This window comes from Agrococcus jejuensis, assembly GCF_007679035.1.
Classification (GTDB): domain Bacteria; phylum Actinomycetota; class Actinomycetes; order Actinomycetales; family Microbacteriaceae; genus Agrococcus; species Agrococcus jejuensis_A.
The window spans coordinates 29,898-43,181 of the sequence record NZ_VEFR01000001.1 but is presented as its reverse complement, the minus strand read 5'-3'; the positions used below and the strand labels follow the sequence as shown (position 1 = coordinate 43,181).

Below are 13,284 nucleotides of genomic sequence, written 5' to 3'. Positions count from 1 at the left end.
GCCCCGGCTACGCAGCGGACGGGTGCGCGGCAGCCAGGTCGTCGAGCGTCCATCGACGGATGGGCTGCGGCGTCGCCGCCGCGAGCATCCACCAGGCGTCGTCGGCCGCGTCGAGCGACGTGACCCACGAGCCGGCAGCCTCGCGCACCTGCGTGGTCGCGACCGGGCGCCATGCGCCCGGATCGAGCATGCCGGCACCCGAGGGCCACGCGCCCGGCGTCTCGACGGCCGAGATGCGCAGGCGCGCCGGAGCGGCACGCAGCCCGAGGCCGACGGCCTTGAGCACCGCCTCCTTCTGCGCCCACGCGCGGATGCGGTGCGAGACGCCGTCGGGGCCGTCGGGCATCGACGCGCGCTCGTCGGGATGCAGCGCGTACGCGTCGAAGCCCGTCCAGAGCTCGTCGGGCACGACCTCGACGTCGACGCCGACGAGGGCGTCGGCGTCGCCCACGGCGACGAGCACGTACGGCCCCGACGTCGACGACGAGACCGACAGGCCCTCGACGCGCGGCTGCCCGTGCTGCTCGCCGCAGCGGGAGCACGTACGGTCGATCGCGAGCGCGCCCGCCTCGCGCACCGGGCGGCCCGTGCGCGCTGCGACGAGCATGCGCAGCGCAGCCCGCCCCGCGAGGGTGCGCCGCGAGTCCTCCGTGCGCAGTCGTGCTCCGGCGGCGACCCGATCGCGATCCGACACGAGCCGCTGCGCGCCGAGACCCGAGCCGGGCAGGGCGTGCGCGACCCGGTCGGCGAGCGCATGCACGTCGTCGACCGAGGCCGCCAGGACGTCGATCACCGCTTGCTGATCCTCCGGTACTGGGTCACGGCGATCGGCGCGAAGATCGCGATGATCGCGACGCAGCAGAGGAAGGCGTACAGCAGCGCGTTGTCGGCCGGCCAGCCGCCCGCCGTCGCGAATCCGGCAGGCGCCTCGTTGCCGAAGCCCTGCCGCACGGCCGTCGCGACCGCCGTCACCGGGTTCCACTCCGCGATGACGCGCAGCGGTCCCGGCAGCATGTCGGCCGACACGAACGCGCCCGAGATGAAGCACACGGGGAAGAGCCACAGCAGGCCGAGGCTCTGCGCCACCTCGACGCTGCGCGCCGTCATGGCGATGAACGCGCCGATCCACGAGATCGCGAACGCGTAGAGCAGCAGCAGCAGGAAGACCACGACGATCTGCAGGACGTTCGACTCGAGCCGCCAGCCGATCGCGAACCCGCACGCGACGATGACGAGGATCGAGATGACGCTCGTCACGAGATCGGAGGTCGTGCGGCCCAGGATCACGCCGACGCGCGACATCGGCAACGCTCGGAAGCGGTCGATGAGCCCCGTCTGCAGGTCCTTCGCGAGGTACACCGCGGTGAACGACGAGTTGAACGTCAGCGTCTGGGCGAGGATGCCGCCGATGAGGAACTGGCGGTAGTCGTCGCCGCCGAGCGCCCCGCCGAACACGAAGGCGAGGATGAGCACGAAGATGATGGGCTGCGCGACGCCCGTGACGAGCGCACCGGGCGTGCGGCGTACGCCGAGGATGTTGCGACGCGCGACGATGCCGCCATCGCGGATGGCGCCTGCGATGCTCATGCGGCCACCTCCTCGGACGCTGCGGCGCGGTCGGTGGGCGCGCCGCCTGCCTCGGAGGGCTCCTCCACTGCGGGCAGGCCCGTGATCCGCAGGAACACCTCGTCGAGCGTCGGCTGCCGCAGGGCGGCCTCGGACACGGCGACGCCCGCCTGCTCGAGTGCGCGCAGCACGGCGACGAGGCCGTCGCTGCCGTCGGCCGCGGCGCCGGTGAGGCGGCGGGCGCGCTCGTCGAGGTCGGCGTCGTGGCCCGTGGAGCGCACGGCTGCGAGCGCGGCGGTCGCGTCGGCGCCGGGCGCCAGCACGACGTCGATGCGTGCACCGCCCGCCTGCGCCTTGAGCTCGGTGGCCGTGCCCTCCGCGATGATGCGGCCCGCGTCGATGACCGCGATGGAGTCGGCCAGCTGGTCGGCCTCCTCGAGGTACTGCGTCGTGAGCAGCACCGTCGTGCCGCCTGAGGCGAGCGACTCGATCGCATCCCACGTGTCGCGGCGACCGCGCGGGTCGAGGCCCGTCGTCGGCTCGTCGAGGATCACGACGGGAGGTCGGGCGACGATGGCGCCCGCGAGATCGAGCCGACGGCGCATGCCGCCGGAGTACTGGCCGGCGCGGCGCGCGTCGCCCACGTCGTCGAGACGGAAGTCGCGCAGCAGCTCGCGCGCCCGTGCCTTCGCCTCGCGACGACGCATGCCGTAGAGCTCGCCCACCATCGTGAGGTTCTCGAACCCGGTCAGCTTCTCGTCGACCGCGGCGTACTGCCCCGAGACGCCGAGCCGACGACGCACCTCGTGGCCCTCGGTGATGGCCGAGTGCCCTGCGACGATCGCCTCGCCCGCGTCGGGGTCGAGCAGCGTCGTCAGCACGCGCACCGTCGTGGTCTTGCCCGCGCCGTTCGGGCCGAGCAGTCCCTGCACGGAGCCCTCGGGCACCTCGAGATCCACGCCGGCGAGCGCCTGGTGGTCGCCGAATCGCTTGGTGATGCCCTGGATCGAGATCACGAGGCGACGCGGTCGCTCTCGACGGCCGGCGTGACGTCGAGCCAGTGCTGCGTCACGTAGGCGAGGCTCTCGTCCTTCGAGGCCGGCCCGAACACGGCCACCCAGCCCTTGGGCACGTCCGCGAACTCGGGCCACAGCGAGTGCTGGTTCGCCTCGTTCACGAGCACCCGGAAGGTGCCGTCCTGATCGTCGAATGGATTGGTCATCGAAGTCTCCTCGCTCACGTCGGTGTCGTGTCTCTGCTGTCCTCGCCGGTGCTTCGGAACCCCCTCCCCAGATGGTTCGAAGTCGAAGTGACCTCACCCGCCTGGGCGTGTCGCGGCCCGCTCGAGCAGCTCGTCGAGCACGGGACCGAGGTCGTCGAGCGCGCGGTCCGACAGCATGTCCTGGTGTCGCACGCCCACGAGGCTCGACGTGACCGCTCCCGTCGCGAACGACGCCCACGCCTCCGGCTCGGGCCGGCCGGCCGGCACCTGCTCGGTGGCGGCGAACACGTGCATCGCGCCGTCGAACGTCGGCACGGCGGCCGCGTCGAGCAGCTCGCCGAGCCGCAGGAAGCGGCGCACCATGCGCTCGACCGCCTCGGCCGGCACGTCGGCGAGCGGGCTGCCCGCCTCGTCGAGCAGCGCGAGCACGCGGTGCACGTCGAGGTCGCCCTCGGGCGGCACGACGCCGTTCGCGTCGAGGAAGCCGCGCCACATGTCGTCGGGATGCGCGACGCCGTCGAGCGCCGATCCCTCGGTCGGATAGGCGTCGAGCACGGCGAGCAGCGCGACCTCGTCGCCGTCGGCCTGCAGCCGCGCGGCGATGTGCTGCGCGAGCCTGCCACCGAACGAGAAGCCCGTCAGGTGGTACGGCCCGTGCGGCTGCTCGGCGCGGATCGCGTCGACGTAGACGTCGAGCAGCTCGTCGAAGGACTCGGCGGTGGGCGGCTCGTCCTCGTCGGGGGCGATGCCGGGCATCTGCACGCCCAGGATGGGCCGCGTCGTGCGCAGCCTCGACACGAAGGACGTGAACTTCCACGCCACGCCGCTCGCGGGGTGCACGGCGAAGACCGGCTCGCCGTCGCCGTCGCGCCGCAGCGGGAGGATCGTGCGGAGGCTCTCGGCGACGTTCGCGCCGCCGGAGGCGACGAGCGCTGCGAGCCCCGCGACCGTCGGCGCCTGGAACAGCGCCTGCACCGGCAGGCTCGCGCCGAGCGCCGCGTTCACGGCCTGGATCGTCGGCTGGGCGACGAAGGAGTGACCGCCCAGCGCGAAGAACGAGTCGTCGGCGCGCACGTCGGCGACGCCGAGGACCTCGGCGTAGGCGGCGGCGACCGCCACCTCCGGGTCGCCCTCCGGCGCGCGACCGTCGCCGCCGCCCGTGCGCAGCTCGGGCAGCGCGCGGGCGTCGACCTTGCCGTTCGGGGTGCGCGGCACGGCGTCGATCGCCGCGACCCCCACCGGCACCATGTAGTCGGGCACGCGGCCGCGCACGCGGTCGACGAGGCCACGGGCGAGGGCGTCGCCGTCCTCGTCGGCGTCGACGACGATCCATGCCCCCAGCGCTGCGCCGCGCGCGGTGTCGATCGCGCGCACGACGGCCTCGGTCACGCCGTCGACGCCGCGCAGCAGCGTCTCCACCTCGCCTGGCTCGACGCGGTGGCCGCGGATCTTCACCTGCCCGTCGCTGCGCCCGAGCGAGACGACGTCGGGCAGCTCCCCCGCGTCCGCGTCACGCACGACGACGAGGTCGCCGGTGCGGTACATGCGGCTGCCGTCCGCCGCGAAGGGGTCGGCGACGAAGCGGTCCGCCGTCGTGTCGGGCCGGCCGGCGTAGCCGTGCGCGAGCTGCGACCCGGCGAGCCACAGCTCGCCGACGCTGCCGACGGGCGCCGGCCGCAGCCGATCGTCGAGCACGTAGCCCACGACGTCGACGCTCGTCGCGCCGAGACCCGGGCGCTCGGCGTCCGCGACGCGGGCGACCATCGAGTCGACGCCCACCTCGGTCGGGCCGTACAGGTTCCAGGCGTCGACGGCCGTGCGCGCACGCAGCCACGTCCACAGCCCGGCGTCGAGGGCCTCGCCGCCGAGCAGCATCGTGAACGGATCGGATGCGTCGCGCCGGTCGAGCACGTCGGCGAGCGACGTCTGCGCCGCGAGCGCGGCGACGTAGCTCGGCGTGGTCTCCCACGCGTCGATGCCGCGCTCGTCGAGCAGCGTCGTGAGCGCCTGCGGGTCACGGCGCGTCGCGTCGTCGACGACGTGCACCTCGTGGCCGGCGGCGAGCCAGACCACGGGGTCCATCGCGGCGTCGAAGCCGACGCCCGTCGTATGGGCGAGGCGCATGCGTCGCTCGTCCGCGTCGGGCAGCAGGGTCGCCCGGTGGCTCGCGAGCAGGCTCGCCAGCGCCCGGTGCGGCACCTGCACGGCCTTGGGCTCGCCGGTCGTGCCCGAGGTGAAGATGAGGTACGCGGCCGCGTCGAGGGCCGTGCCGACCCGGTCGACGGGGTCTGCGGACGCCAGGTCGTCCACGAGCACGACGCGGTCGTCGGCGATGCCGGCGTCGGCTGCCGCAGCAGCCGAGACGTCGTCGGCGCCCGCGTGCACGACGAGGCGTGCTCGCGCGGTGCGGAGCATCGAGACCACGCGCTCCTGCGGCAGCTCGGCGTCGATCGGCGACACGACGGCGCCCGCGTGCCAGACGCCCAGCAGCGCGGCGATCGTGTCGGCCGATCGCGGCAGTCGCAGCGCGACGACGTCGCCGGGCTCGACGCCCGCGCCGACGAGGCCGCCGGCGATGCGCGCGACGCGGTCGGCGAGCGCCGCACCGTCCACGGCTCCGTCGGGGGCGACGATCGCGGCAGCATCGGGCCGGGCGGCGATCGACTCGGCGAGCGCGTCGAGCAGCGCGGGCCGCTCCTGCTCGCTCGAGGGCCATGCGGCGAGGATGCCGGCGCTCGGCTCGACCACGGCATCCCGCAGTCGCGCGCGCGGCGCCGCGGCGGCTGCCACGAGGAACGCGATCCACCGATCGACGAGGCCACGCGCGGCGCGATCGCTGAACATCGCGGCATCGTGCTCGAGCACGCCCTCGACCTCGCCGGACGGCTGCGGTCGCAGCGTGAACGACAGGTCGACCTTCGCCGCGCCCGTCGTGTCGGGCTCGATGGGCGTCGTCGTGACGCCCGGCAGCTCGAGCGCGACGCCGGAGGGCTCCTCGACCGAGAGCATCGTCTGGAACAGCGGATGCCGGCCGAGTCGACGCTCGGGCGCCATCGCCTCGACGATGCGCTCGAACGGCACCGACTCGTGCTCAATCGCGTGCAGCGTCGCCGCGCGAGCCCGCTCGATGGCGTCGACGAGCGTCGGCGCGTCGCCCAGGTCGATGCGCAGCGGCAGCGTGTTGACGAAGAAGCCGACGAGCTCGGCGACGTCGGGATCCGTGCGGCCCGCCGACGGCGAGCCGATCACGACGTCGTCGCCGGCGCCGATGCGGTGCAGGTAGCCGGCGAGCCCTGCGAGCCACGCGTGGAACCCGCTCGCCTGCGCCTGACCGGCCGCGGAGTGCACGGCGGATGCGACGTCGGCGGGGATCGTGAAGCGCAGCTGGCGCGCCGCCCGTGCCGCCGACTCCGGGCGACGCCCGTCGGCGGGCAGCTCGAGCTCGTCGGGGATGCCTGCGAGGCGATCCGTCCAGGCCTGGAGCGAGGCGTCGTGGCGTGCGTCGTCGCCGTCCTCGAGCGCGCGCTGCATGCGCGCGAAGTCCGCGTACTGCACCGCCAGCGCGCGCTGCACGCGTGCGGTGCCCCCGGCACGCGCGGCGTACGCGGTCGCGACGTCGCGGGCGAGCGGCGCGAGGGAGGCGCCGTCGGTCGCGATGTGGTGGATGACGAGATCGATGCGCCACTGCCGTTCGCCGGTCTCGACGAGCGCGGCGCGCACCGGCTGGTCGACCGCGAGGTCGAACCCGGCGGTCGTGTCGACGGCCTCGGTGCCGAGCACGCCCGTGCGCGGCGGGTGGATGCGCTGCACCGGACGACCGTCGACCTCCGGGTACGTCGTGCGCAGCACCTCGTGTCGAGCGACGAGGTCGTCGATCGCGTGGCCGAGGGCGCGGACGTCGAGGTCGCCCTCGAACGACGCCTGCAGCACGACGGAGTACTCCGCCGACGACGGGTCGAGACGGTTGAGGAACCACAGACGCGCCTGGTTGGGCGAGAGCGGCAGCTCCTCGCCGTCGATGCGCGGGTGCTCGGCCGCCCACGCCCGAAGGGCCGGAGCGACCTCGGCGCGGCTCGCCGAGTCCGCGGCCACGGGTCCCGAGCCGATCGCAGCGAGCAGGCCCGCCGGCGTCGGCGCGTCGAACACGGTGCGCAGCGGCAGGGCGGCGCCCAGCTCGTCGCGGATGCGGCCCATGAGCGACACCGCGAGCAGCGAGTGGCCGCCGAGCGCGAAGAAGTCGTCGTCGAGGCCGACGTCGCGCACGCCGAGCACGTCGCCGACGATGCGGCAGATCGCGCGCTCGTCGTCGGTCTCGGGCTCGCGCGATCCACCCGTCGCCGAGGGCTCGGGCAGCGCGGCCACGTCGACCTTGCCGTTGGGCGTGAGCGGGATCTCGGGGACGACGGCGATGGCCGTCGGCACCATGTACTCGGGCAGCTCGGCGGCCGCGGCGCGCCTGGCGGCATCCGCGTCGACGTCTCCCGCCACCCACGCGACGAGGCGCGCGGCCTCGGCGTCGCCGACGACGCGGGCGACGGCGCCGCGCACGCCGGGCGTGCGCTCGAGGGCGCTCGCCACGTCGCCCACCTCGATGCGATAGCCGCGCAGTTTCACCTGGTCGTCGTCGCGGCGCAGGAACTCGAGCTCGCCCGTGACGCGCCGGCGCACGACGTCGCCCGTGCGGTACATGCGGGTGCCGTCGCCGTGCGGGTCGGCGACGAATCGCCCTGCCGTCTCGGCGGCGCGACCGCGGTAGCCGTGCGCGAGCGTCGCGCCCGAGAGGTACAGCTCGCCCTCGACGCCGTGCGGCACGGGCTGCAGGAAGCGGTCGAGCACGCGTGCCGTGACGGTGGCGATGGGTGCACCGATGTGCACGGCGCCCGGCGCGATGCGGGCGACGACGGCGTCGACCGTCGACTCGCTGGGGCCGTAGAGGTTCCAGCCGTCGATCGTCTCGGCTGCCGCGAGCCGGTCCCACAGCGCCTGCGGCACGGCCTCGCCGCCGACGGCGACCGTGAGGGGGGCCTGACGGCCGGCGATGGCGTCGAGCAGGCCGACGGCGACGAGCTGCTGCGCGTACGACGGCGTCGTCTCGAGCACGTCGACCCCGTGGTCGGCGATGGCGCGCACGACGGCCTCGGCGTCGGTGCGGGTGGCGTCGTCGGCGACCTCGAGGGTCGTGCCGGCCACGAGCCACAGGATCGGGTCCCACGCGGCGTCGAAGCCGAGCCCCGACAGATGCAGCATGCGCGGCACGCCGTCGACGCGGTCGCGCACGGCGCCCATCATGGCGTCGTCGTGCTGCGCGAGCACGGTCGCGAGCGCCGAGTGCGACACCTGCACGCCCTTGGGCGCCCCCGTGGTGCCGGAGGTGTAGACGAGGTAGGCGGCGTCGTCGGCCGCGGGCGCCGCGGGCACGACGGCATCGACGCCCGCCGCAGCCACGTCGGCGATCCCGACGACGCTCGGTGCGTCGGCGAGCTCGGCGTCGGCGACGATGCGCGTCCCACGCACGCCGTCGGCGGTCACCACCACCGTCGGCTCGGCGCCGACGAGGATCTGCCCGATGCGAGCGTCGGGGTAGGCGACGTCGACCGGCACGGCGACGGCACCGGCGCGCAGGGCGGCGAGCACGAGCGCGATGGCGTCGGACGAGCGCGGCAGCGCGATGGCGACGCGATCGCCGCGGGCGACGCCGAGCGTCGCGAACCCCGCAGCGAGCCGGTCGATGCGCGCGGCGAGGTCGGCGAAGGTCGTCGCGCCGTCGGCGTCGACGAGCGCGTCGGCGTCGGGCTGCGCCGCGACGGTCGCCGCGAGGCGGTCGAGCACGGTGCCCGAGACCTCCATCGCGCGTCCCGTCGCCTGCTCGTCGAGCACGCGCACGGTGGCGGCGTCGACCGAGGGGATGTCGGACACGCGGCGGTGCGGCGCATCCACGAACCCCGCGAGCACGCGGTCGAGGGCGTCGCGCATCCGCTCGACGGTGGTCTCGTCGAACAGCGCGCGGTCGAACCCGAGGGTCGCGACGAGCGGGCCGTCGTCGCCGGCCGGGGTCGCGACGTCGATGAGCAGGTCGGCCTTGACGCCGGCGCTCGTGACCTGCCCGGGCACCGTCACCGCGACGTCGCCGAGGTCGAGGGATGCCGGCTCGGTCGACTGCAGCGTGAGCAGCACCTGGAACAGCGGCGGCCGGCCGGCGACGCGCGGCGGGCGCAGGGCGTCGACGACGGCGTCGAACGGCACGTCCTGATGCGCGTAGGCCTCGGTGTTGCTCGTGCGGACGCGCTCGAGCAGCTCCTCGAGCGTCGGATCGCCCGCGAGCGACGTGCGCAGCACGACCGTGTTGACGAAGAAGCCCACGAGGTCGTCGAGCTGCGGGTCGGTGCGACCGGCGACGGGCGTGCCGACGACGACGTCCTCCCCCGCGCCCTGCTGCTCGAGCATGGCGGCGACGGCGGCGTGCAGCACGATGAAGAGGCTCGTGCGGTGGTCGCCTGCGAGCTCGCGCACGGCGGCATGGCGGGCGGCGTCGAGCGTCAGGGCGACCTCGCCGACGCCGCGCTGCGCGGGATCGGCCGGGTCGGCGGCGCCGCGCGCGCGGTCGCGCGGCAGCGAGATCTCGTCGGGTGCGCCGTCGAGCACGCCGCGCCAATGCGCGAGCTGCGTCGACAGCTCGCTGTCGGGGTCGTCGGCCGAGCCGAGGTGCTCGCGCTGCCACAGGGCGAAGTCGGCGTAGTCGACCGCGAGCGGCGCCCATGCGGGCTGCTTTCCCGCGGCGCGTGCGGCGTAGGCGGTGCCGAGGTCGCGTGCGAAGGGCGCGAGCGACCAGCCGTCGGAGGCGATGTGGTGCATCGTCGCGACGAGCACGTGGCGCTCGGGCGCGACGCGCAGCAGCACGGCGCGCAGCGGCGTCTCGACCGTCACGTCGAACGGCCGCATCGCCTCCTGGCGCACGACGGCCTCGACGCGCTCCTCGGGCACGTCGATCGCCGTGAAGGACGGCTGGGCATCGGCGCCTGCGAGGATGCGCTGCACCGGCTCGCCATCGACGAGCGGCGTGATCGTGCGCAGCGGCTCGTGCCGCTCGGCGACGTCGACGAACGCGGCGCGCAGCGCGGCGACGTCGAGCGGGCCGTCGAGGTGCAGGACGACGGGGATCGAGTAGGCGGCCGAGTCGGGCTCGAGCCGGTTGAGGAACCACAGCCGACGCTGCGCGAGCGACACGGGCAGCGGATCGGGACGCGTCGCACGCGACAGACGCGACGGGCGATCGTCGACCCCCGAGTCCCCCGCGCGCTCGGCGAGCGCGGCGACCGTCGGGCGCTCGAAGACGTCGCGCACCGTGATCTGCCGCTCGAGGCGCTGCGAGAGCGTCGACGCGAGCCGCGTCGCGAGCAGCGAGTGCCCACCGGCGGCGAAGAAGTCCTCGTCGATGCCCACGGCGTCGACCTCGAGGGTCGCTGCGAAGGCCTCGGCCACGATGCGCTGCATCGTGGTCTGCGGCTGCTGCGCGGGGTCGGCGCTCGATCGCTCGGGCGTCGGCAGCGCGCGCCGGTCGAGCTTGCCGTTCGGGGTCATCGGCAGGTCGCTGAGCGCCATGATCGTCGAGGGCACCATGTAGTCGGGCACGCCGCGTCGCATGGCCTCGCGCACGGCGGCGCCGAGCCCGTCGAGCTCTCCGTCGGCGGTGACGTAGCCGACGATGCGCGCCGTGGCCCCCTCGCCGTGCACGACGGCAGCGGCGCGCGTCACGCGATCCTGCCGACGCATCGCAGCCTCGACCTCGTCGAGCTCGACGCGGTAGCCGCGGATCTTCACCTGGTCGTCGATGCGGCCGACGAAGCGCAGCGATCCGTCGCGGCGGCGGCGCACGACGTCGCCCGTGCGGTACATGCGCGAGCCGTCGTCGGCGAACGGGTCGGCGACGAAGCGCTCGGCGCTCAGGTCGGGGCGGCCGACGTAGCCGCGTGCGACGTTGGCGCCCGCGAGGTACAGCTCGCCGACGGCGCGATCGGGCACGGGCGTGAGGCTCGCGTCGAGGATGTAGTGGCGGGCGTTGCGCACGGATGCGCCGATGTGCGGCTGCACGCCGGGCTCGATCACGGCGATGAGGCTGTCGACCGTCGTCTCCGTCGGGCCGTAGAGGTTGACGGCGTGGATGTCGTCGCGCGCCGCGAGGGCATCCCACAGGGCCGGGCCGACGGCCTCGCCGCCGAGGGCGATCTCGGTCGGGTGGCGGTCGGCGTCGAGCATGCCGGCGGCGATGAGCGCCTCGGCGAACGACGGCGTCGTCTCGATCGCGTCGATCCTGTGGTCGCCGAGCAGCCGCACGAGGCGCTCGGGGTCGCGACGCGCGTCGTCGTCGATCATGTGCAGCTCGTGGCCCGCGAACAGCCACAGCAGCGGATCCCAGGCGGCGTCGAACGACAGACCGGCCGTGTGCGCCACGCGCACGGGTCGCCCGAGGCGGGCCGCGGCGGGCTCGAACATCTCGGCCCGGTGCTGCTGGAACAGGTTGCGCAGCGCGATGCGGTCGACGCCGACGCCCTTGGGGCGTCCGGTGCTGCCGGAGGTGAAGACGACGTAGGCGAGGTCGCCGTCGGCCGCGGCCGGCAGCGCGCGCGCGTCGTCGCGCTCGCGACGCCATACGGCGGTGTCCGCGTCGATCGCGAGCGTGGGCACGGACCAGTCGGCGCCCGCCGCACGATCGCGCTCGAGCTGGCCGGTGCTCGTGAGCAGCAGCACGGGCGCGGCGTCCTCGACCATCCCCGCGACGCGGTCGATGGGGTACTCGGGGTCGAGCGGCACGTAGGCGCCGCCGGCCCGCAGCACGGCCAGCACGAGCATCGGCAGCGCGACGCTGCGCTCGATGCGCACCGCGACGCGCGCGCCGGGCCCGACGCCCTGGGCGACGAGGTGGTGGGCGAGCCTCGTGGCGTCGGCGTCGAGCATCGCGAACGTCATCATGCCGTCGGCGGCGACGACCGCCGGCTCGTGCGGACGCTGACGGGCGATCGCGGCGAACGCCTCGAGCACGGTCTCGTGCCCGATCGCGACCGCTCGTCCGGCGCCGTGCTCGAGCAGCGCTTCCGCCTCGTCGCTCGCGAGGATCGTCGCAGCGGTGACGGCGCGGTCCGGGACGTCGATGGCGTCCGACAGCAGGGCGAGCAGGCGCGCGGCGTGCTCGCCGAGGCTCTCCTCGGTGTGCACGTCGGCGTCGCCCTCGAGCTGCAGCACGGCGTCGGCCGCGTCGCTCTCGAGGCCGGAGAGCACGATCGAGAGGTCGTGCACGGGGCCCGTCGAGAGGATGCGCACCTCGCCGGTCGCATCGCCGAAGCGCAGGGCGTCGATGACGGGCAGCAGGTTGATCGAGGGGCCCGCGAAGGTCGGGGCGCCGTCGACGCGCTCGGTGCGGAACCGCTGATGCCGCACGGCGCCGCGCACGACGTCGCCGGCGTGGGCGACGACGTCGCCGACGGTCGAGGCGGGGTCGACGTCGACCCGCAGCGGCAGGATGCTCGAGAGCATCGACGGCGTCGTCTTGGCGACCGCGCCCCGACGGGCCGTCACCGGCAGGCCCACCGAGACGCGCCGCTCCCCCGTCACCTTCGCCATGTAGAGCGCGGTGACGCCGACGACCGTCTTCGGCAGGTCGCGCCCGAGGGCGCGCAGACGCTCGACGAGCGAGGCGTCGAGGGGCACGGCGATGCGCACGACCTGCGAGGCCACGCCGCTCGTCGCACCCTCGAGGCCCTCGACGACGACGTCGTCGGCGAGCGCCTCGGTCCAGTAGGCCTCGTCGGCGACGTGCTGGTCGGAGGCCTCGTACGCGTCGATCGACGCGTGCAGGTCGGCGAGCGCAGGCAGCGGCGACGGGATGCGGGCGGCGACGCGGGCGACGGCGCCGTCCACGAGCCCCAGCAGCCTGCCGGGCGGCGTGAAGCGGGCGAGGCGCGAGTAGACCCCTGCGAGGTAGCGCAGGGCGACGACGGCGCCGTACCCGTCGAGCAGGATGTGATGGACCCGCTGGAAGAAGAGCGAGCGGTCGCCGGCGAGGCGGAAGAGGATCGCGCCGAAGAGCTCGTCGCCCGTGAGGTCGCGCGGCGTCGCCATCTCGCGGTCCATGCGCGCGCGGGCCTGCCCGATCGCGTCGTCGACGTCGAGCGTGCGGAGGTCGACCACCTCGAGGAGGTCGTCGGTCGGCCGCGGCGGTGCGGCGATGGCGTACGGACCGTCGCCGTCCTCCCGCAGCCGCAGGCTCACGGCGTCGAGGTCGGCGACGATCTTCGTCACGGCGATGCGCATGAGCCGGGGCTCGATCCGACCGCGCAGGTCGAGGTACTGGCCGATCTGGTAGCTCGGGTTCTCGACGTCGAGCTGCTGCGCGTACCAGATGCCGCGCTGGGCCGCGGTGAGCGGGATGCGGCCGTCGTGGGCGCTGGCGTCGTTCGTCGGGTCGGTCTCGGGCGTCGTGCTCGTCACTCGTGTCGCTCCTC

Annotated in this window: 5 protein-coding genes; all 5 read right to left on the bottom strand. The window is 74.7% G+C overall.

All coding sequences use genetic code 11. The annotated features are described in order from the left end of the window. Positions 1–7 precede the first annotated feature (7 nt). Positions 8–793 carry a 4'-phosphopantetheinyl transferase family protein gene (locus FS793_RS00175; protein WP_144717391.1) on the bottom strand — a complete coding sequence of 262 codons (786 nt, stop codon included), beginning with the start codon at positions 791–793 and terminating at the stop codon, positions 8–10. Beyond that, a complete protein-coding gene (locus tag FS793_RS00170; RefSeq protein WP_144717389.1) occupies positions 790–1,587 on the bottom strand; it encodes an ABC transporter permease in 798 nt (265 codons plus the stop codon). The genes FS793_RS00175 and FS793_RS00170 overlap by 4 nt, the downstream gene beginning before the upstream one ends. Beyond that, a complete protein-coding gene (locus FS793_RS00165; RefSeq protein WP_144717387.1) occupies positions 1,584–2,582 on the bottom strand; it encodes an ATP-binding cassette domain-containing protein in 999 nt (332 codons plus the stop codon). Before FS793_RS00165 ends, FS793_RS00170 begins: the two co-directional genes overlap by 4 nt. Beyond that, positions 2,579–2,788, bottom strand: a complete 210-nt coding sequence (locus FS793_RS00160) for an MbtH family protein (protein WP_144717385.1) — start codon at positions 2,786–2,788, stop codon at positions 2,579–2,581. Before FS793_RS00160 ends, FS793_RS00165 begins: the two co-directional genes overlap by 4 nt. A 93-nt stretch (positions 2,789–2,881) precedes the next feature. Continuing rightward, complete coding sequence (locus FS793_RS00155) at positions 2,882–13,270, bottom strand: non-ribosomal peptide synthetase (protein ID WP_144717383.1); 10,389 nt, start codon at positions 13,268–13,270, stop codon at positions 2,882–2,884. Positions 13,271–13,284 lie beyond the last annotated feature (14 nt).

Excerpts from the sequence above, each read along its gene's own strand:
- FS793_RS00170 (WP_144717389.1), bottom strand. The coding sequence starts at position 1,587 with ATGAGCATCGCAGGCGCCATCCGCGATGGCGGCATCGTCGCGCGTCGC.
- FS793_RS00160 (WP_144717385.1), bottom strand. The coding sequence starts at position 2,788 with ATGACCAATCCATTCGACGATCAGGACGGCACCTTCCGGGTGCTCGTG.